We start from the raw sequence: 20,224 nt of genomic DNA on the forward strand, positions 1-20,224 counted from the left end.
TAGCCAAATATAAAAGAAAGAACCCTGATGTTTAGTCAGGGTTCTTTTTGTATTAATAATTTAATTTTTCCAGACGGATCTTATTAAACTTTTCTTTTTCATTATACTCACGAAGCAGGATGTAGCCTTCTTTTCCAACGTATGGCGTTACTGCATAATTGTCTTTTTCAGAAATCGGAATAATCTCCTGTTTGAATTTTCCATCAATAATGGTGTTGATAAACAGATTCCATCTTTTCTGTTTGGTTACTTCATCTTTTTGATAATCGCGATAGAAAAACACGACGTCTTTTCCTCCGTTGAGGTACTGTGAGAACAAATAGTCACTGTTTACCCATTTTGATTTTTCCTTTTCAAAAACCTGAACATTTTTCACTTTAAAATCTTTATCCGTGTAGATATACACAAGGTCCGTGGTCTTCGGAGCATTATATTGCCCTGCCGGTTTATATTTTTCGGATAAAATACCCACACTTCCATCGTTCATAAAGTACATATCTTTGGTCTGAAGCATGTAACCGCTTTCTACCATTCCATATTTGTCGACTTTTGGAAGAAAAGCAGAAATATTAGGCTCATAATTGATCGCCTTCATATCTACTGAAAAATCAGATTTGTTGAGGATCATTCTTGCAAATCCTACAGATTCGGAATCATCATAGTTTCTTCCCAACAGAACTACTTTATCATCAAAAGTTTTATCATTATCAAGCTTTCTGTAGTTGGAGTAGAAGGATTCAATATTGTCTATCGTCTCATCAGATAATCCGGTGATTGGTTTATTGGATTTCTCTTTTCCCGTTTTCATGTCAAGAACCATAACACTGAATGTTTTCTGCTTGTCATTCACTTTTTTCAGAATGCAGTACATATAGTTTTCATCCCTTTCCAGAACCGATAGAGTAGTGTACATTTTTTTGCTTCCATCAGTATTGTATTTATACCTCCAGATTTCCTTTTTGTTTTCGTCAAACCTCATCAGGCTGTTGTTATTTTCGTACTTTCCGAAATCTTTGTATTCAACAGCAAAATAACCGCCTTCTTTTAATTCTCCTACCGCAGAAACGTAGTTGTAGCCTTTCTCTTTTTTCTCATCACGATTTTCCTTGCGCTGTTCTTTCCAGCTTTTCGGTTCGTTGATCTCTTTGAAAGTACCGTTTTCCAGGTAATCATAATATATTTTTCGGGTAATAGAGTTGGTTTTCGGATCGATGACCATAGAAACCGGAGTAAATATTTCTTTGCTTTTTACAAGAGAATAATCCATCATTGAAGGCTTTAGAATAATCTGACCTTTAAAATCAACATAGCCTAAATAAGAGGCAGCCGTGATATCTCCTTCAAACTCTTTATTGGCAACAGGATTGAGGTTTTTATCCAGTATAACATACTCGAACTTCTTGGTCTTATCACTGGACTTACCGTAAGAATATAGAGAAACGTAACCGTACAGATTGTCTTTATCATCGAATAGAGCATTCATCCCTACATGGTCGCCGGCAGCGAGAGTTGTCAGGTCCTGAGTTTGAGAAAAAGCAAATGTCTGGATCAGGCCAAACATCATCAGTGTTATTTTTTTCATGGTTAAAATTTGAGGGATAAAAGTAATAAATTAACCCATATGTTGCGAAAAATAAAAAAGCTTTGGAAATATTTCCAAAGCTTATCACCTAAAATGTAAAATTATTATTAATAATACTCGTAGAGCCAGTTATGGGTACTTGCTCCATTACCTGAAATATCATATGTAGTAACAGCTTTCGTAGGATAGTTGTCGCCGTTAAGTGTATACACAGCAGTAATTTTGTTGGTTCCATTGGATGAACCGGAATAGCTCTCTGTTTGATTCAAGAGATTATTATAACCTGTTTGCCCGTCACTCACATCAAATAAATTAATCTTAACAAAACCTCTTATATTTTTCATAGGATTGTTGAAGGTATCATAAGTATTGGTGATATTGTAAGTAACTCCGTTATACGTATATTTGGCAGAAGCCACATTTCCGGCATTGGTTAAATTAACATCCACCTGTGCAAATACAAGATCTGAATACGTTCCTGTTGAAGGGTTATAAGTTCCGCTTTTATACTCATTAAACTGAACATGGGTATCACTGATATACTGATAATATTTGGTATAGATAAGCGTTCCCTGTTCCTGATCTGTTATCTTTTCTGTTGAAAGCCTCCCATTGGAATAGGTGAATTCTCTCCTGAGAACCAGGGCGCCACCAATAAACTCTTCAGTTTTAGCAATATAATCGCTATTGTATCCGCTATAGGTATAAACTACTCTGTCATCATCTGAAGCATTGTAAGTTTCTATAATCTGATCTCCGTTATACTTAAACTCCACTACATAGGACTGACCGCTTGGATTAACGTCAGTTGCTTTTTTCAGGAGATGAAAAGGACCGTTATTATTGTTATGGGAATTATTGCTGTTGTCTCTGTGATCAGCCGGATTATCATTAGACACACAGCCTGAGAGCACTGCCAGAGCCAGTGATGAAAGCATCAGTTTTTTCATGGTTTTATTCGTTTAGTTTTTATCCGCTAAAAATAACGATTTTTGCGGCATGTTGATCCGGAATGTTTGAAAAATAAAAAAGCCCTGAAAAACAGGGCTCTTTAACTATATTTTAGAAAGTAAATTTCTGAAGTTTGTTTTCTCATCAATGATTTTTCTCAACTCTGAAACAGGAACTCTTTCCTGCTGCATCGTGTCTCTGTCTCTGATGGTTACGGTGTGATCAACTAAAGAGTCGTGATCTACAGTGATACAGTATGGAGTACCAATGGCATCCTGTCTTCTGTAACGTTTTCCGATAGCATCTTTTTCCTCGTAGAACAGGTTGAAATCATATTTCAGATCATTGAAGATCTCTTCTGCATATTCTGCTAAACCATCTCTCTTCATCAATGGAAGAATAGCTGCTTTAATTGGAGCTAATGCCGGAGGTAAAGATAAAACCGTTCTTTCTGAACCATCTTCCAATACTTCGTCTTTCAGACAATGAGAGAAAATGGAAAGGAATAATCTGTCTAAACCTACTGAAGTTTCCACTACATAAGGAACATAGTTTTCGTTTCTCTCAGGATCGAAGAACTGAAGCTTTCTACCGGAATGTTTCTCGTGAGCTTTTAAGTCGAAATCCGTTCTTGAGTGAATACCTTCAAGTTCTTTAAACCCGAATGGGAAGTTAAACTCAATATCAGCTGCCGCATTGGCATAGTGAGCTAATTTTTCGTGATCGTGGAATCTGTAGTTATCATTTCCAAGACCTAAAGCTAAGTGCCAGTTCAGACGTTTCTGCTTCCACTGCTCGTAGAATTCAAGTTCTGTTCCCGGAGCTACGAAAAACTGCATTTCCATCTGTTCGAATTCACGCATTCTGAAGATAAACTGTCTTGCCACAATCTCATTTCTGAACGCCTTACCAATCTGTGCAATACCGAAAGGAAGCCTGTGACGTGATGTTTTCTGCACATTCAGGAAGTTCACAAAGATACCCTGAGCCGTTTCCGGTCTTAAGTAAAGATCCATCGCACTGTCGGCAGAAGCACCAAGTTTGGTTCCGAACATCAGGTTGAACTGTCTCACTTCTGTCCAGTTTTTAGAACCTGTATCAGGATCTGCAATTTCAAGCTCTTCAATCAAAGCTTTTACATCAGCAAGGTCTTCGTTTTCCAGAGATTTTGCCAGTCTTGAAAGAATAGCCTCTCTTTTTGCTCTGTATTCAATAATTTTTGGATTCGTAGCTACAAACTGATCCTTATCGAAAGCCTCACCGAATCTTTTCGCTGCTTTTTCGATTTCCTTATTCTCTTTATCTTCAATTTTAGCACAGTAATCTTCTACCAGAACATCTGCTCTGAAACGTTTCTTAGAATCTTTATTATCAATCAATGGATCGTTGAAAGCGTCTACGTGGCCGGATGCCTTCCATGTGGTTGGGTGCATCAAAATTGCCGAATCAATACCTACAATATTTTCGTTAAGCTGTACCATAGCTTTCCACCAGTATTGTTTGATATTATTTTTTAGTTCGGCACCATTCTGTCCATAATCATAAACAGCGGATAAACCATCATAGATCTCACTCGATGGGAAAATAAAACCATATTCTTTAGCGTGAGAAATCACTTTCTTGAAAACATCTTCTTGCTTTGCCATAATTTTTATGTCTGATGTGCAAAAATAATGTTTTTTATTGGGAAAATATTAATACCTGTAAGATCCTACATTAGAGATTGTCATTAAGAGGCATCCTCCCGCACCAATGATAAATAAAATACCGGCAATAACAAACAATAATATTCTTATTATTTTGTATTGTTTTGACCGTATCAGGACAACGGTAGCAACTGTTATAATAACAGAGATCACAATCAATTTTACAAAAAAACCAAAATAATCTGTCATTTTTTTTAATTATGGTAGAACCTTGTACTAAGATAAACAATTTATTTAAAGTTAAATGAATAAGGAGCCGGGAACCTGCTTTCGCTGCTCGCTTTTTCTGGAATGGCGGCGGCAAAGCCGCCGCCACCCCAGAAAAGAGCTCAAACATACCGCTCAGTCAGGGCTATATCGATCGGAAATTTTTACTTTTGCACCCAAGGTCTAAAACGTAACAGGTTTTCAAAACCTGTTACGTTTACAAAGATGGCAGCGTACAATATCAGTCGAAAATCTTTACTTTTGCCGGATGTTAGAAATTCTTTACCGTGACGAGCATATTATTGCCATCAACAAACCCAGCGGATTACTGGTTCATAAATCTTTCTATGCCGGAGAAGCTGATACTTATGCTATTCAGGAGTTGAAGAAGCAGATTGGGCAAAAAGTATTTCCCGTACATCGTTTAGACCGGAAAACTTCGGGCGTTCTGCTGTTTACTTTAGATAAAGATACCCTGAGAGTCATGAGCGAACAGTTCGCATCACGTGAAGTGGAGAAGAAATATCTGGCCATTCTTCGTGGCTGGACAAAAGAAGAAGAAACCATTGATTATGATTTGGTTAATGAAAATGAAGTCACACAGAATGCGGTTACTTACTATCGCCGCTTGCAAACTTCAGAAATAGATTTACCTTTTTTAAAACATCAGACTTCTAGATATTCTTTGGTAGAAGCCATTCCTGAAACAGGAAGATTTCATCAGTTGAGAAAACATTTTAAACATATTCTCCATCCGATCTTAGGCTGTCGCAAACATGGTTGCAACAAACAAAATAAGCTGTGGCTTCAGACGTTTGATATCAACAAAATGACACTCCATGCCCATCAATTGATTTTTAATCATCCCATTTCTAACGAAAGAATTACAGTAGATGCCACTATAGATGAAGACTTCAAAAGAGTAGGAGATATTCTGAAATTCGATCTGAGTGCGTACTCTTCATTAAAACCTTAAGATTTTAAATATCCTTGACAAGGTTTTAAACCTTGACAGGGATGGGATTTCTAAGTATCTCATTCCATGTAGCGGATAATGAAGATATTTCTCTATTATTTTAACGTAATGCTCGCAAAGTTTATTGATAAATAACTTTTATTTCCGATCGCAAAGGCACTTCGTTCAGCAAAGGCTGATAGCGTGTACTTCGCTTAGTGAAACGCCCTTGCGAACAAAATTGTTTTTAGGTTATGTTATATTTCTTTGCGATCCTAGCGTTAAAATATTTTGCTCATCTGCAGCGTACACAGATTGTTTCCAGCTTATAGATGTTATATATCAGACATTTTGATAAAATATCATACATCAATCGAACATTAATTTTAAAATGAGTAATTTTGTAAAACTTTTTTTCAATGTACAAATCGCTCATTCGTCCGATTCTTTTCAAATTCGATCCTGAAGATGTTCATCACTTTACATTTTCAATGCTTAAGAATTTTGGATTTCTCACAAAATTATTTTTCCCGAAACCTATTGAAGACAAACGTCTGGAAAGAGAAGTTTTTGGATTAAAATTTAAAAATCCTGTAGGATTGGCTGCCGGCTTCGATAAAAATGCAGTTTTATTTAATGAATTGGCAGACCTGGGTTTCGGATTTGTAGAAATAGGAACAGTAACTCCGAGAGCGCAGGCCGGGAATCCCAGAAAAAGATTGTTTCGTTTGATTGAAGATGGCGGAATTATCAACAGAATGGGATTCAACAACGATGGTCTTGAAGCTGCTATTGAAAAGCTGAAATCCAATAAAGGAAAAATAATCATCGGTGGAAACATCGGAAAAAATACAGATACAACCCCGGAAAATTATACCCAGGATTATCTGGACTGTTTTGAAGGTCTTCATCCTCATGTAGATTACTTTGTACTGAATGTGAGCTGCCCGAATGTAGGAAGCCACGCCAAACTGGAAGATGTAGAATACCTGAGAGAGCTGATTACAGAAGTGAAAAAAATAAACCAGTCAAAATCTGTACAGAAACCTATATTATTAAAAATTGCACCGGATCTTAATAACAATCAGTTAGACGAAATCATTGACCTGATCGCAGAAACAAAGATTGATGGTATTGTAGTATCCAATACTTCAGTAAACAGAGAAGGTCTGAAAACCTCTCCGGAAGTTTTGGAACAGATCGGAAATGGTGGACTAAGCGGAAAACCTATCCGTGAGAGAAGTACAAAAATGATCAAATACCTTGCTGATAAAAGCAACAGAGCATTCCCAATCATTGGAGTTGGAGGAATCCACTCTGCTAAAGATGCTATGGAGAAGCTGGATGCAGGAGCTGTATTGGTTCAGTTGTACACGGGATTTATTTATGAAGGTCCGGAACTGATCAAAGAAATCAATCAGGAACTTCTGAAAAGAGCAAGCAGATTACCGAGATAAAAATAAAAAGAGAGTTCATTGGACTCTCTTTTTTATTTTGACTTTACTACGGATGCATTTTTAATATCTACAGTAATTGTATGGGCGGGAGTGCCTTCAGATTTCCCTATTTTGTAGGTAATCGTTTGTTTCTCTTTGGATTTCGTTTTGGTAACATCGTAAATATTTTCCCAGCAGCTTTCAATCAGGAATTCTTCATAATTTTTATAATTCCAGTCTTTTGTGAAATAAAGAACGCGATAGCCTTTTTCTCCTTCACTTGCCCCACACTGTCCGCAGGCATTAAAATTTGAAGTCTGTTCAAAATAAAGTAAAACCCTGTTTCCGTTTTCTCCTGAAGCATAGGAGATCAATTCATTTCCGCCTGCTTTATTGATGAAATCGTAGGTGTTAATCTTTTTATTATTCGGTAAGTACAGATAGTTGTTGAGGCGGTAGATCATAGCATTGCCTGTAAATAATGTTGCTGCCTGAACCTTTTTGCCAAGATAAAAATGGCCGGGAATCGGATTGTTTTTAAGAGCTGACTGATCAAATATGATAGATTCCTTTGGTAGTAATTTTTGAGCTATTTCATCAGTCTTTTCTACTTTCTGAAGAGAGGTGATCTGTTCCTTTAAAAGCCTGGCCTTTTGTTTCTGAAGGGTTCCAAAATTATACAGAGACAGATTTCCATAATAATCATATATTCCGGTAAGAGGGATTTTCTTTTTATACTTATCATAATAATACCATCCATCCACATAATGCTGGTATTGATCACAATCTACAATGCCTGTATAGCTAAGTTCAACAGTAATTGGTATTCCTCCGATTTCTCCGGTAAACGTCTGGGAAGAATCGGTTACTTTCTTTAATTCAACTTTTTGACTGAGGAAAAATGTAAGGAAAAAGCAAAAAAAGACACTGAAAGTTTTTTTCATGGTTGAGTTATCGTGGATTTTAGTTTTTTTAAATGAAGAAGTGAGCGATGGTGTAGATAATCAATCCTACCAGTCCGCCAACCAGCGTTCCGTTCACCCGGATAAACTGCAGATCTTTTCCTACTTCCAGTTCCAGCTTTTCACTGAGTTCTTTTCCCTGCCAGTTTCCGACGGTAGTGCTGATGAGGTTCCCGAACTGATGGGTGTTTTTCAGAATATATTTATAGGCCGTTACCCGAACCCAATGATCAATTTTGTTCTGAAGGTTTTCATCAGTCTTTAAATTCTGGGCAAACTCATTCAGATTTTTAGTAAGATAGTTTTTCAAAGCCGAGTTTTCCTCCTGAAGTTCTTTCATCAGCGTTTTTTTAATGGAAACCCAGATGTCGTTAGAATATTCATCCAGTTTGTCATTTTTCAGAAGGCCGTTTTTGATGGTTTTAAACTCTTCATTCCATTTCGGATCTTCTTTCAGATCAACGGAGAATTCATGAATTTTCTGGGTAATTATTCCTCTTACTTCATGCTGGGGATCTTCTTCTATTTCTTTGAAAAAATCAGAAAGTCCGTCGGCAATTTTATCTGCAATTTTATTATCTACAAAAGAAGGAATAAATGTGTAACTGCCTTTTTTTACACGGTCTTTGATCATTTCATCGTTTTCAATGATGTATTCTTTGATCTGTTTAGAAAGATTGGTGATAATTCTCTGATGGTCATTTTTTTCAAGAATATAACCGATTCCGTTTCCAACCACTGTATTAAGCTTTATATCATCGGTCATTTCAGACACCTTTTTGCTGATAAACTGGCTTACCGTAGAATCATCCAGTTTATTAAGAATGTCAAGAACGATATCTGACAGGTTTTTAATCAAAATCTCCTGGCTCTTTTCCTTACCCAGCCATTCTCCTACAAAATTGGAAACTTTAAGTTTTTGGATATAAGGACGTATATTTTGAGGAGAAAGAAAGTTACCCACCACAAAACTTCCAAGGTTGTCTCCCAACCTCTGTTTACTGTTTTCAATCAGATTGGTATGAGGAATGGGAAGCCCGAGAGGATGGCGGAATAATGCTGTTACAGCAAACCAGTCTGCTAGAGCACCTACCATAGCTGCTTCGGCAAAAGCCCGTACATAACCAATCCAATGAGAGTGATTAGACTTCTGTAAAATAGTGGTAACAATGAAAATAACTGCCATCAGGACAAATAATCCTGTAGCAAATGCTTTATATTTTCTGAGTTGTTTTCTTTTTGCTTCGTCATTCATATTCTCAAATTTAGTAAATTTGGTTATGAAACCATTCGTGGTTAAAGAATTAAAATTAATGTTGAAATTTTTAAATTCAATAACCATACTAATTATTCTGCAGGGATGTACGCAGAAATACCAACTCATTAAAACCCCTCCTATGGAAAATACAGAAGCAAAAAACAATCCATACTATTCCAGAACAGATACTACAAAACTTAATGTTTCCAATGAAGAATGGAAAAAACTCCTTGCTCCGGATCTATACGCAATTGCGAGAGAAGCCGCTACAGAGAGAGCCTTTACAGGAAAATATAACGAATTTGATGAGGTAGGAGAATATTATTGTGCCGTATGTGGAAATCATTTATTCCGTTCGACATCAAAATTTTCCAGCAGCTGTGGATGGCCGAGTTTCTTTGAAGCGGATAAAGAAGGTGTCTATTATGTAAGAGATCAGTCTTACGGAATGGATAGAGTAGAGGTTCTTTGCAAAAGATGCGATTCCCATCTGGGACACGTTTTCGACGATGGACCCAAGCCTACAGGATTGAGATATTGTATGAATTCTGTGAGCCTGGAATTTGTTCCGGATTCTCAAAAATAACCACTTTAATTCACAAAATCAGGAAGTTAAAGTTTCTTAAATAGCGTTAAACTTTTTAGAGTTATAACCCTTTGGTAATTATGTTTTTATAATTTTGCCCCACTAATTTGGATTTATATAGTATTGAATGAAAGGATTTTATAGTGTACTAGGCCTTGTTTACATGGTGACGACTTCATTCTACATTTCCCCTAAAGTGGTGGTGAAAAGTGAGAATGTAAAAACAACGAAAACTGAAAAAGTAGCTGAAACGAAATCTGAGAAGAACACCACAGCAGTGTCTTCATCAGAAGCATTGTACCAATCTATTGCATTTGACCCGGAACACGAACTGAACTATGAAGTGTTCTCAAAAGCATTGACTGGCTATGAAAATTTAAAAAAAGCAGGATTGCTTACCCAAGACTCGCATTTATTAACTATCTGCGATTTTTCTATGTCTTCTAACACAAAAAGACTTTGGATCATTGACCTTGAAGACAAAAAAGTTCTGTTCAACTCATTAGTAGCACACGGAAAAAATACCGGCGAAGAATTTGCGACGAATTTTTCTAATAAGGAAAGTTCGCTGCAGAGTAGCCTGGGATTTTATATCACGGATGCAACCTATCAGGGTGATAACGGATACTCTCTGAAGTTATTGGGAATGGATAAGGGCTTTAATGATGCTGCATACAGACGAGCAATTGTAATGCATGGTGCGGATTATGTAAGTGATGCATTTGCTGCGATGCACAAAAGAATTGGAAGAAGCTGGGGATGCCCTGCCGTCCCAAGAGAACTGACGCAGTCTATAATCAATACGATTAAAGGAAAAAACTGCCTGTTCATCTATTATCCTGATCAGAATTACCTTTCTTCCTCAGAATGGTTGAAAGCATAAGAGTAAAAGCAGTCATTTTTTTGACTGCTTTTTAATTTTTGGAGGGGAATTCTACAGTAAATACACTTCCTTTTGACACTTCAGAATCTATGGTCAGTTTTCCTTCGTGTATTTCTACAATTCTTTTTACAATGGAAAGACCTATTCCGTTTCCTTTTTCGAAACTTTTATTGGAACCGCGGTAAAAAAGATCAAAAATTCTTGAAAGATCTTTCTCTGAAATACCGATGCCATGATCAACAAAACGGATTTTTATATGTTCTGTTTTAGTTTCTATCTCAATATGACAGCTTTTGTCTGCCGAATATTTACAGGCATTCTCTATTAGGTTCGAAAAAGCAACCTGCAGCAGGTAAGGATTACCATAAAAATCATAATTGTTTTCATCATCATCTGAGGCATTGCTCATATAATTGATCCCGATTTTGAAGCCGGCATTTTTCTGCAGCAATGCAAGCTTAGCTTCTGCCAAAATCTCATCCAGGCGTAGATTGGTAAAACTGATCTGTGATACATCATAGCTGGCTCTGGCAAAATCCAACAAAGCAGATGACAACTCCGACGCGTCATTAGCATCCTGCAGGGCATTGTCAATAGAAAGCTTATAGTCATCCAAGGTAACGTTAAGTTCCTTGGCAAGCTCAAGTTCTGCAATTAAGGTAGAAAGAGGAGTCCGGAATTCATGAGAAATAGTGGTCACGAATTGCTTATGATTGTTGAAGGATTTTTCAAGCCTGTTGAAGGTAGAATTAAAAGTTTCCGTGAGTTCATAAATCTCATCTTTTGCCTTGGGAATATCCAGCCGTTTATTAAGGTTGTGCTCTGAAATATCACGGATCTGGAGAATAATATCCTTTAAAGGCTTAAGCGTATAATAGGAAAAAAGAAATCCTATAATAAAAATGATAACAATGGAGCTGATGTAGATGATGATAATATCTTTTTTAAACTCGGAGATATGGGCTTTTCCCGTAACATCTACTGCACTTCCGATGATATAATACTTTTCACCGTTGGATTGGAGCTGAATGGCAATATACTGACGGTCACCCTGCTGCCAGAATATTCTGTTTTTATCGGATCTTATCATTTTATCCAGATATTTTCCATTGCTTTTGAGAGGAGGAAGATCTGTAAAGGTAAGCTCTTTTTTACTGTTATAAACACTGATGTCTGCTTCATTCAGCAGTTTTTGGTTGCGCTGGTGAAGTTCACGGATTTTTGCATCACTGATTCTGGCATCAAATATAAATTCTGAACGCCAGATTACTTTGTATCCCAGCCGGTCATTGAATTCATCTTCCCTGTTTTTTTCAGAAACAAAATAAAGGACATAGGCAAACAAAAATAAAATGCCTGCCGTAAGGATGGAATATATGAGAGCTGTTCGGGTTGCTATTTTCATAATTGTGAAGCAAAAATAAATCCTACTCCGGGTTTGGTATGAATCAGTTTATGATCAAAATTTTTATCAATCTTTTTCCGTAAATAAGCAATATAAACATCAATATAATTCGTCCCGGTATCAAAATGATTTCCCCATACATTTTCTGCAATTTCTTCACGGGTAAGAATTCTTTCGGCATTGCTTACCAGAAATACCAGGAGTTTAAATTCTTTGGGAGTAAGTTCTATTTCCGCTCCGTTTCTGAAAACTCTGTTGAATTTCCTATCGATCTTCAGGTCATAATACTCCAGATCATTCAGATAAGCTTCTTTATTTTTATTTGATCTCCTCTGCAGAATAGCTTTGATTCTCACATAGAGTTCCCGGATCTCAAAAGGTTTCACCATATAGTCATCTGCTCCGGCATCAAATCCTTCAATTTTTTCATCAATCGTCCCAAGAGCAGTGAGCATGATAATGGGGATATCAGGATATTGCTGTTTGATCAGTTTGCACAGATCAATGCCACTCATTTTAGGAAGCATAATATCCGTAATGGCCAGATCAAATGTTATTTTATTCAGCAGAACAATCGCATCTTCTGCATCTTCCGAAATATATACCTGATATTGCTGGCTTTCCAGCCCTCTTTTCAAAAGACTTGAAACACGTGAATTATCTTCTACAATTAAAATTTTCATAAAGAAATAAGATGAATAGTTGTGTTGGTTTTTCAAACGTTTTTGATTTTAAAGCCTGACTTTCATTTATTCCCAAAGCACTGTACAAAGGTATTTTATATTTTTCTTTTATCAGAAAACATTCACCCTTTTAATAGTTTTCTATAAGGTTTCTAATAGATTTCTAATACCTGCCGGGCTTTTAGCAATCTAATTTTGTCCCGTTGAAATCAACAAAAGATAAGAATAGAAAAATATGAAGACTACCTCTTTCAAAACAGCAATCGCGTTGTTTTCCTTATTGGGACTCATGGGGAAATTAGAAGCCCAGAAAAAAAATGATTTTAATAATCCCGGATTAACTCATTATTTCAATGAAGAACACTCACGATATATTTCTCTTAGCGGATATGCAGAATTGTGGGCCAGATATACCCAGCTTAATCCGGGAAGCCTTGTCAATAACGAAGCCAAATCAGATCTGTCTGACCTTTCGCTTCGAAGAGTTCGTGTAAAAATGACTTATAAGCCTACAGAAAAGCTGATGTTTGTATTGCAGGGAGGGACTACCAACGTGAATGTCAATGCAAAAGGAAGTAATTATTTTGACCTTCTGGATGCCTATGCTGAATATGCTTTTAATGATAAAATTGCTTTTGGTGCAGGACGTTCTACATGGCGCGGCCTCTCAAGATTTACTACAGGACCATTGAATACGCTTTTATACGACCTGCCGGCTTATGCAACCTCAAATGCAGGAACAACAGATTATACAGTGAGGGAATTGAGTGCCTATATTAAAGGGCAACTCGGAAAGTTTGATTACCGCCTGGTAGTAGCCGATCCTTATACCATGGCAACTTCTGATCCGAAACTGAATGTCGCTTCCTTTAGTAAAAACTCCCCCGGAAAAGACTTTTCAGGATATTTCAGATATGCTTTTTTAGATAAAGAGAATATTTCTACACCTTTTAATTCCGGAACGTATGTAGGAAAAAAGAATGTATTGAGTCTGGGTGCCGGATTTGATTACATTCACAATGCATTATGGCATCTGGATGCCGGTAAAAATACAGTGAATGATGATATGAAGAGTTTTGCGGTAGATTTATTTTACGATGCACCATTAAACAAAGAAAAAGGAACATCAATAAGTGCGTATGGAATGGCAATGCATAACGACTATGGCCCTAATTATATCCGATATGTAGGAACCAATAATCCTGCTACCTCTGTAGATGTTACACAAGCAAGTCTGAATGGAGCAGGAAATGCAATGCCTGTTATCGGAACCGGGAATACCTATTATGTACAATTGGGAGGAACTCTGCCTTACCTGGATAAAGAAAAGAAAAACCTTCAGCTTCAGCCTGCTGTAGGAATGCAGCTGTCAGATCTGAAAGGGCTTCATGATAATGCTGTGATCTATGATGCAGGAATATCTCTGCTGATGAACGGAATGTCTTCGCGTTTAACCTTTGACGCTCAGAACAGACCTGTTTATACCAATGACCCCTCAAACAATGCTGTAGTTTCCGACCGGAAATGGCAGTTTGTCCTTAAATACAGAATAGATTTTAATTAAAATAAATGACAATGGAAAGAAGAAAATTTTTATTCCGCTCAGTCCAGGCTTCTGCCTTACTGCTGGTTTCAGGAAATATGTTTGCCTCTGCTTTACCTATGTTTAACCCTATAAAAAAGAAAAAAATGTACTTCCATTATTTGTTGTTCTGGCTTAGAAAAGATCTTTCGGAGTCTGAAGTAAAAGAATTTGAAAATTTTTTTGAAGGCCTTAAAAAGCTACCTTATCAGAAGAACCTCCGTTACGGAAAACCGGCAGTTTCCAGCCCGAGAAGTGTTTTAGACAGTACATTTACTTATAATGCTTCTATGGAGTTCGATAGCCTGGAAGAACTTGAAGCCTATGGAAAACTTCCTGAGCATCTTGCTTTGGTTCAGAAATATAAACCATTCTTTGAAAGAATGCTGGTTTACGATACTGTTTATAATTAAAAATAAAAAATTAAATTTATAATGAAAAATATCATTAAGGGCTTAAGCCTTGTTTTAGTAGTAAGTACTGTAGGATTTATGAATGCACAACACAAAAACCATAAAAATGTAAGTGTCACTGCGGAAACCTCCACTGAGTTTATTCCTGCCATAAGACTAATCAACAATCCTGACGGATCATGTACTTTTGAGAAAGGGAAAATCCCTACTCTTAAACACATGAATACCACAACATTCTGGATGAGCAATAAAACGGAGGAGTGGGAAAAAAATGCCCATCCGGCTCCCAGAAGGCAATATGTGATTACCATCAAAGGAAATATAAAATTTAAAGTGACGGATGGCTCCACCTTTATGATTAAACCGGGAGTAGTTCTTCTTGCTGAAGACCTTAAAGGAACCGGTCACAGCTGGGACATGGTGAAGAGCAAGGAGTGGGAGAGACTCTATATTCCGATTGCTGAAAATGCCGAGGATTTTTTTATCCCGGATGCTCAATAGTTACAAGTCAATCTCTTTATAAGGGGTATATAATTCGTTATATTTGAAGCAGTCAGTTTTGACTGCTTTTTTTCTTTTGAACAATTATTGTAGATATTCTTTAATAATAGTTCTTGCTTCCTCAATGCTATTGCTGATTCGGGCAACTATTTTTCCGTTTTCGTCAATGATAAAATGAAGAGGATAGCTTGTAGCATTCACTTTCTTCTGAAAGTCCTTATTGGTATCAAAAAAGTTTATCCAATCCGCATTATTTTTCTTTAAAATATTCCTGGCAACCTCCATTCTATTGGGTTTTTGCTCGTCTGTAATTGTAATGAAGTTTACATTTTGACCTTTATATTCGTGATACAGATTCACAATTTCAGGCATACCTTTTATGCAAGGGGCGCAAGTCGTTGACCAATAATCAATAAAGGTTAATTTATAATTCTTAAAATCTTCCGAGGTCAGTTTATTCCCCTTGTCAAAATAAATGTCAGGTATTTTTTGTCCGATAGATGTAGATTGCTCTGCTTTTAAACGCGTTTCAATACCTTTGTATAGTTTGTTTTGTTTAAATTTTGCTGAAAATAAATTCAAGTTTTTCAGATAGGCAGGGTGATAATCCTCCAGCGTATAATCATTCACAATCTCCCATAATGCAACATAAGAATTGGGGTTTTTCCTGATATATTCTCCTAAAAACTCCTGTTTCTTGTTCATATTGATCAGGCTGTCGCGTTGATCAGGATTTTTTGATTTTATATAAAACGGGTCCAATGATTTTTGTAGGGCTTTATATTCTTTGTTGGTAGGGGAATCTATATTCAGTTCTAAATTGTTAATGTTTTGAGGTAAGTCAATTTTATATTTCCCTTTTTCCAAGAAAAATATTTTTGTATTATACATCGGCTCACCTTTCTTTCCTATATAACCAAACGCTACAGGTTGAGGATATTCTGTAAAACCACTGACGATATTTTTCTTTTGAATCTTAAAATAATATATAGAATGGCTCATCCTGATCTTTTTTCCAAAATCAGAAATGTTGTTACTGGTTTGTATTTTGAATGTATAAAGCTCTCCAAATCCGTTTCTGGTGGCTGGAGCTCCCAACATGAGGCTATCATTAATGTATGAATCTGAAGTGAGATCAATTTCAAAATTATTCTGAGAATAAAGAAAATTCGAAATAAGAATTAATAATGCATAGAAAAGTTTCTTCATAAAATATTTTGTGACGGAACGAACTTACAAAAACTTTTATATATAAAAAATCCCTGTGCTTTAAAAACACAAGGATTGTAATTATTTTCGTTAAATATATTCAGAATTTATTCTTCTGACCATGAAGAATGTATGATTCAATTTCAGATATAAAAATCTGTCGTAAGTTTATGATAATTAAGAGAATTTCTTAAAAACAACAGTTGCATTATGTCCTCCGAATCCAAACGCATTACTCAACGCAAAATTGATATTTTTTTCTTTTGCTTCTCCAAAAACGATATTGATATCCTTAGGAATATTCTCATCAATCCTGTGAAGATTAATTGTTGGAGGAATAATTCCATTTTGAATAGCCTTGATTGAAAGGATAGCTTCTACCGCTCCGGCAGCACCCAATAAATGCCCGGTCATGGATTTTGTTGCACTGATATCAAGGTTTTTACTTCCTTTAAATGCTTTATTGATGGCTGTTAATTCAACCATATCTCCTAATGGAGTGGAAGTAGCATGAGGGTTAATATAATCAATGTCTTCCATATTAGCTCCTGCTTCTTTCACGGCCAGTTGCATTGCTTTGATGGCTCCTGCTCCTTCCGGATGAGGTGCTGTCATATGATAAGCATCTGCCGTCATGGCGGCTCCGGCTAATTCTGCATAAATTTTTGCTCCTCTGGCAACAGCGTGTTCGTATTCTTCAAGCACCAGTGCTCCTGCACCTTCACCCATTACAAAACCATCTCTGTCTGCATCATAGGGACGGCTGGCGGTAGCAAAGTCATCATTTCTTGTAGACATGGCTTTCATAATAGAGAATCCTCCGATGGATGCCGGAGTGATGGCAGCTTCGGAGCCTCCACTGATGATTACTTTGGCTTTCCCGAGACGGATATAGTTGAATGCATCCATCAATGCCGTATTTCCTGTAGCACAGGCAGAAACCGTAGTATAATTGATGCCCTGAAGTCCATACTTCATAGAAATCATTCCCGAAGCCATATTGGCAATAAACTTGGGCACAAAGAAAGGATTGAAACGTGGTGTACCATCGCCTGCTGCGAAATCCATCACTTCTTTTTCAAAAGTCCACATACCGCCCTGTCCTGTTCCCCAGATAACTCCGGTATCGAACGGATCCATTTTTTCAAGTTCCAGGCCGGAATCCTGAATGGCTTCTGAGGACGCATACATAGCATATTGTGTAAACAGATCGCTTCTCTTGATTTCGTTATGATTCAGATATACTTTTGGATCAAAGCCTTTTACCTCACAGGCAAAATGTACTTTAAATTTTTCTGTATCGAAATGGGTAATGAGTCCTGCTCCGCTGACTCCTTTAATACTGTTTTGCCAAAATTCTTCGACATTATTTCCCAAAGGCGTCACTGCGCCCAGACCTGTAATGACAACTCTCTTCATACTTAGTTATTGATTTTGAATAAATTCGAGGTTCCTCTTGCGATCAATCGTGTTTTGTCTGCGTTCCATATCTCGCATTGTGCATTTACGAATTGCTTACCTCTTTTAATGATTTTAGTTTCGGCTACAATATTATCATTTTCTTTTGCAGTTGAAAAATAATCGATGACATTATTTATCGTGGTAATGAAAGAATTTTCATTTAAAGAAAACATAGTAGCGCCAATGATATCGTCTATAATGGCAGCGGTAACTCCACCGTGAAGGTTTCCGACAGGGTTCAGCCATTCCGGTCTTATGGTATATTGAAATTCCAGCTGACCTTCTTCTGCAGAAAGAACAACAGGATTGAGCCATTTCATAAAAGGAGAAGGTGACTGGTCAAATTCTTTTCCGATGAATTGTTTTAATTGTGCTAATCTATCCATACGCGAGTTTTTATTTTTCTAAAATCATTGTTACTCCCTGTCCACGGGCTGCGCAAATGGATATAAATCCTTTTCCACTGCCTTTTTCATGAAGTAATTTTGCCAGGGTTGCAATAATTCTTCCTCCGGTCGCTGCAAAAGGATGGGCTGCTGCAAGGCTTCCTCCTTTTACATTCAGCTTGTTCCTGTCTATTTTTCCCAGGGCTTTTTCCAATCCGAATTTTTTGGCCAGCTCATCATTTTCCCAGATTTTTATGGTGGCTAAAACCTGTGCTGCAAAAGCTTCATGGATTTCGTAGTAATCAAAATCTGAGAGATTCATCCCCGCTTTTTTAAGCATTCTTTCTGCAGCAAAAACGGGTGCTAAAAGTAAATCCTGTTTATTTTCAACATATTCTATTCCCGCAAGTTCTGAAAAACTGATATAAGCTAAAACAGGAAGATTATTGGCTTTTGCCCATTCTTCACTGGCCAGCAAAACGGCTGAAGCACCATCCGTAAATGGAGTTGAATTTCCTGCCGTTAAAGTTCCGTTTTGCTTATCAAAAGCAGGTCTTAGCTGTGAAAGCTTTTCAATGCTGCTGTCACGTCTTAAGTTGTTATCCTTATCCAAACCAAAAGCTGGAGTCATCATATCATCAAAGAAGCCTTCATCATACGCTTTTGCCATGTTCCGATGACTTTTTAACGCTAATTGATCCTGTTCTTCTCTGGAAATATTGTAATATTTTGCAGTGATTTCTGTATGCTCACCCATTACAAGGCCCGTTTTGGGCTCCTGTCCTTTATAAGGAATAGGCATCCAGTCTTTCAGTTTCGGGCTTAACAGTTGTTTTATTTTTCCAAACGCAGTTTTCTCTTTGTTAGCTTTTAATAGGGCTTTTCTTAATCTTGGTGATGATTCAAACGGGATGTTGCTCATGGCTTCCACTCCGCATGCAATACCACAATCTATCTGTCCCAGGGCAATTTTATTTCCGATATAAATAGCTGCTTCAATTCCTGTATCACATGCCTGTTGAAGGTCGCATGCAGGAGTTGCAGGATCAAGAGTTGTATTCATCACGGTTTCCCTGATGAGGTTGCTTTCAGAGATGTGCTTGATAACAGCACCTCCGGCCACTTCTCCGAGCCTTTTTCCTTTAAGGTGATAACGATCTATCAATCCGTTCAGAGATGCGAGCAGCAAATCCTGGTTTCCCTGTTCTGAATAAGCAGTATTCATTCTGGCGAAAGGAATTCTGTTGTATCCTACGATAGCCACTTTTTTTGTTTCCATATTGTATAATTTATGATGGAAGAATATTGAGTTCATGATCAATCATGTGTGCAATTTTGTCTAAAGCATGGTTTAGAAAACTTTGATCACCCATTGTTTTTGAGAGCAGGATTCCGCCTTCAATAAGCATAATAAATAAGGAGGTATATTGCTCAGCATTGATTTTTTTATCAATTTCCCCATTCTTTTGTCCCTCCAGAATAGTGGCTGATATTTTGACCATCCATTGTTCAAAGGATCTTTTAACCTGAGTTTTTAAAGCCGGGAAAGAATCATCTGCTTCTGTTGCAGCATTCATTATCGGACATCCGCCATTGGAAAATACAAACTTCCAGTTTTTTCGGTAAAACGCTACAAAAGCATGAAGCTTATCCACGGATGTAGGATATTCTTCACCAAAAGAACGACTGAGGGTTTTGCTCAATAGTCCGGCATTGTATTTATAGACTTCAATCGCTACTTCATCTTTGTTTTCAAAATTTCCGTAGATACTGCCTTTTGTCAGTCCGGTTGCCTGCGTAATGTCTGACAGCGATGTGGAAATGTAACCCTTTGTATTAAAAAGCGTTGCTGTTTTCTCAATGATATGCTGTTTTGTTTTTTCTGCCTTCGACATTATTAATGATTAAATATTTGCAAATATACAAAAATATACCACTCGGTATATTTTATTGAAGAAGAATAATTAATTTGAATGTTTTGGGTTTAAGTTTTGGCTAAAGCCAATGGAATTATTTTAAAAAAGAAAACGGGCTAAAGCCCGTTCCTATTGATATAAA

19 protein-coding genes are annotated in these 20,224 nt (G+C 37.0%); 7 read left to right on the forward strand and 12 right to left on the reverse strand.

The annotated features are described in order from the left end of the window. Positions 1–52: 52 nt before the first annotated feature. The 3 genes from J2786_RS15570 to J2786_RS15580 form a co-directional block, all read right to left on the reverse strand. Positions 53–1,582, reverse strand: coding sequence for a hypothetical protein (locus tag J2786_RS15570; protein ID WP_047427084.1), 1,530 nt, complete (start codon positions 1,580–1,582; stop codon positions 53–55). A gap of 107 nt (positions 1,583–1,689) precedes the next feature. Further along, positions 1,690–2,532 (reverse strand): hypothetical protein, encoded by an 843-nt coding sequence (locus J2786_RS15575; RefSeq protein WP_047427087.1) that lies wholly within the window; start codon positions 2,530–2,532, stop codon positions 1,690–1,692. Positions 2,533–2,637: 105 nt separating this feature from the next. After that, positions 2,638–4,179, reverse strand: a complete 1,542-nt coding sequence (locus J2786_RS15580; protein ID WP_047427089.1) for a glycine--tRNA ligase — start codon at positions 4,177–4,179, stop codon at positions 2,638–2,640. A 535-nt stretch (positions 4,180–4,714) separates the two neighbouring features. Between J2786_RS15580 and J2786_RS15585 the strand changes: the two genes are divergently transcribed. Beyond that, a complete protein-coding gene (locus J2786_RS15585) occupies positions 4,715–5,422 on the forward strand; it encodes a pseudouridine synthase (protein ID WP_047427094.1) in 708 nt (235 codons plus the stop codon). A gap of 398 nt (positions 5,423–5,820) precedes the next feature. Continuing rightward, positions 5,821–6,858, forward strand: coding sequence for a quinone-dependent dihydroorotate dehydrogenase (locus tag J2786_RS15590; RefSeq protein ID WP_047427097.1), 1,038 nt, complete (start codon positions 5,821–5,823; stop codon positions 6,856–6,858). Positions 6,859–6,890: 32 nt separating this feature from the next. Here the strand turns inward: J2786_RS15590 and J2786_RS15595 are convergent, their stop codons facing one another. After that, positions 6,891–7,781 carry a hypothetical protein gene (locus J2786_RS15595; RefSeq protein WP_047427099.1) on the reverse strand — a complete coding sequence of 297 codons (891 nt, stop codon included), beginning with the start codon at positions 7,779–7,781 and terminating at the stop codon, positions 6,891–6,893. A 28-nt stretch (positions 7,782–7,809) separates the two neighbouring features. After that, positions 7,810–9,054, reverse strand: coding sequence for a DUF445 domain-containing protein (locus tag J2786_RS15600; protein WP_047427880.1), 1,245 nt, complete (start codon positions 9,052–9,054; stop codon positions 7,810–7,812). Positions 9,055–9,196: 142 nt separating this feature from the next. Between J2786_RS15600 and msrB the strand changes: the two genes are divergently transcribed. Both msrB and J2786_RS15610 read left to right on the forward strand, forming a co-directional pair. Then, positions 9,197–9,643 (forward strand): peptide-methionine (R)-S-oxide reductase MsrB, encoded by a 447-nt coding sequence (gene msrB, locus J2786_RS15605; protein WP_185097520.1) that lies wholly within the window; start codon positions 9,197–9,199, stop codon positions 9,641–9,643. Between the two features lie 127 nt (positions 9,644–9,770). Continuing rightward, complete coding sequence (locus tag J2786_RS15610) at positions 9,771–10,526, forward strand: murein L,D-transpeptidase catalytic domain family protein (RefSeq protein WP_047427105.1); 756 nt, start codon at positions 9,771–9,773, stop codon at positions 10,524–10,526. 31 nt (positions 10,527–10,557) lie between these two features. Here J2786_RS15610 and J2786_RS15615 read toward each other — a convergent pair whose 3' ends face one another. Both J2786_RS15615 and J2786_RS15620 read right to left on the reverse strand, forming a co-directional pair. Beyond that, entirely contained in the window at positions 10,558–11,931 is a 1,374-nt protein-coding gene (locus tag J2786_RS15615) for a HAMP domain-containing sensor histidine kinase (protein ID WP_047427108.1), read from the reverse strand. After that, complete coding sequence (locus tag J2786_RS15620) at positions 11,928–12,614, reverse strand: response regulator transcription factor (RefSeq protein ID WP_047427110.1); 687 nt, start codon at positions 12,612–12,614, stop codon at positions 11,928–11,930. Before J2786_RS15620 ends, J2786_RS15615 begins: the two co-directional genes overlap by 4 nt. Before the next feature lie 235 nt (positions 12,615–12,849). On the opposite strand from J2786_RS15620, the gene J2786_RS15625 reads away from it, so the two are divergent. From J2786_RS15625 to J2786_RS15635, 3 genes are read left to right on the forward strand one after another with little or no spacing between them, the layout of a single operon-like run. Beyond that, on the forward strand, positions 12,850–14,178 hold the full coding sequence (locus J2786_RS15625) for a porin (protein WP_142018353.1): 1,329 nt from the start codon (positions 12,850–12,852) through the stop codon (positions 14,176–14,178). An 11-nt stretch (positions 14,179–14,189) separates the two neighbouring features. Further along, entirely contained in the window at positions 14,190–14,609 is a 420-nt protein-coding gene (locus tag J2786_RS15630) for a Dabb family protein (RefSeq protein WP_047427883.1), read from the forward strand. Between the two features lie 21 nt (positions 14,610–14,630). Continuing rightward, positions 14,631–15,110, forward strand: coding sequence for a cupin domain-containing protein (locus J2786_RS15635; protein WP_082001894.1), 480 nt, complete (start codon positions 14,631–14,633; stop codon positions 15,108–15,110). Between the two features lie 84 nt (positions 15,111–15,194). Here J2786_RS15635 and J2786_RS15640 read toward each other — a convergent pair whose 3' ends face one another. From J2786_RS15640 to J2786_RS15660, 5 genes are all read right to left on the reverse strand, one after another. Next, positions 15,195–16,319 (reverse strand): TlpA family protein disulfide reductase, encoded by a 1,125-nt coding sequence (locus J2786_RS15640; protein WP_047427117.1) that lies wholly within the window; start codon positions 16,317–16,319, stop codon positions 15,195–15,197. Positions 16,320–16,496: 177 nt separating this feature from the next. After that, on the reverse strand, positions 16,497–17,738 hold the full coding sequence (gene fabF / locus J2786_RS15645) for a beta-ketoacyl-ACP synthase II (RefSeq protein ID WP_047427120.1): 1,242 nt from the start codon (positions 17,736–17,738) through the stop codon (positions 16,497–16,499). A gap of 2 nt (positions 17,739–17,740) precedes the next feature. Further along, positions 17,741–18,166: a PaaI family thioesterase gene (locus J2786_RS15650; RefSeq protein WP_047427123.1), complete on the reverse strand. Its 426-nt coding sequence runs from the start codon at positions 18,164–18,166 to the stop codon at positions 17,741–17,743. A 10-nt stretch (positions 18,167–18,176) separates the two neighbouring features. Next, positions 18,177–19,445 (reverse strand): acetyl-CoA C-acetyltransferase, encoded by a 1,269-nt coding sequence (locus J2786_RS15655; protein ID WP_047427889.1) that lies wholly within the window; start codon positions 19,443–19,445, stop codon positions 18,177–18,179. Positions 19,446–19,455: 10 nt separating this feature from the next. Then, entirely contained in the window at positions 19,456–20,061 is a 606-nt protein-coding gene (locus J2786_RS15660) for a TetR/AcrR family transcriptional regulator (RefSeq protein WP_047427125.1), read from the reverse strand. Between the last annotated feature and the right edge of the window lie 163 nt (positions 20,062–20,224).

Origin of the sequence: Chryseobacterium vietnamense, from assembly GCF_031454475.1 — a bacterium.
GTDB lineage: Bacteria > Bacteroidota > Bacteroidia > Flavobacteriales > Weeksellaceae > Chryseobacterium > Chryseobacterium vietnamense.

Bases quoted from the DNA above. Each gene is read 5' to 3' on its own strand.
- J2786_RS15570 (WP_047427084.1), bottom strand. From the start codon at position 1,582: ATGAAAAAAATAACACTGATGATGTTTGGCCTGATCCAGACATTTGCT.
- J2786_RS15630 (WP_047427883.1), top strand. From the start codon at position 14,190: ATGGAAAGAAGAAAATTTTTATTCCGCTCAGTCCAGGCTTCTGCCTTA.
- J2786_RS15600 (WP_047427880.1), bottom strand. From the start codon at position 9,054: ATGAATGACGAAGCAAAAAGAAAACAACTCAGAAAATATAAAGCATTT.
- J2786_RS15610 (WP_047427105.1), top strand. From the start codon at position 9,771: ATGAAAGGATTTTATAGTGTACTAGGCCTTGTTTACATGGTGACGACT.
- J2786_RS15625 (WP_142018353.1), top strand. From the start codon at position 12,850: ATGAAGACTACCTCTTTCAAAACAGCAATCGCGTTGTTTTCCTTATTG.
- J2786_RS15590 (WP_047427097.1), top strand. From the start codon at position 5,821: ATGTACAAATCGCTCATTCGTCCGATTCTTTTCAAATTCGATCCTGAA.
- J2786_RS15655 (WP_047427889.1), bottom strand. From the start codon at position 19,445: ATGGAAACAAAAAAAGTGGCTATCGTAGGATACAACAGAATTCCTTTC.
- J2786_RS15635 (WP_082001894.1), top strand. From the start codon at position 14,631: ATGAAAAATATCATTAAGGGCTTAAGCCTTGTTTTAGTAGTAAGTACT.
- J2786_RS15615 (WP_047427108.1), bottom strand. From the start codon at position 11,931: ATGAAAATAGCAACCCGAACAGCTCTCATATATTCCATCCTTACGGCA.
- fabF (WP_047427120.1), bottom strand. From the start codon at position 17,738: ATGAAGAGAGTTGTCATTACAGGTCTGGGCGCAGTGACGCCTTTGGGA.
- J2786_RS15620 (WP_047427110.1), bottom strand. From the start codon at position 12,614: ATGAAAATTTTAATTGTAGAAGATAATTCACGTGTTTCAAGTCTTTTG.
- msrB (WP_185097520.1), top strand. From the start codon at position 9,197: ATGGAAAATACAGAAGCAAAAAACAATCCATACTATTCCAGAACAGAT.
- J2786_RS15650 (WP_047427123.1), bottom strand. From the start codon at position 18,166: ATGGATAGATTAGCACAATTAAAACAATTCATCGGAAAAGAATTTGAC.
- J2786_RS15595 (WP_047427099.1), bottom strand. From the start codon at position 7,781: ATGAAAAAAACTTTCAGTGTCTTTTTTTGCTTTTTCCTTACATTTTTC.
- J2786_RS15575 (WP_047427087.1), bottom strand. From the start codon at position 2,532: ATGAAAAAACTGATGCTTTCATCACTGGCTCTGGCAGTGCTCTCAGGC.
- J2786_RS15640 (WP_047427117.1), bottom strand. From the start codon at position 16,319: ATGAAGAAACTTTTCTATGCATTATTAATTCTTATTTCGAATTTTCTT.
- J2786_RS15585 (WP_047427094.1), top strand. From the start codon at position 4,715: ATGTTAGAAATTCTTTACCGTGACGAGCATATTATTGCCATCAACAAA.
- J2786_RS15580 (WP_047427089.1), bottom strand. From the start codon at position 4,179: ATGGCAAAGCAAGAAGATGTTTTCAAGAAAGTGATTTCTCACGCTAAA.
- J2786_RS15660 (WP_047427125.1), bottom strand. From the start codon at position 20,061: ATGTCGAAGGCAGAAAAAACAAAACAGCATATCATTGAGAAAACAGCA.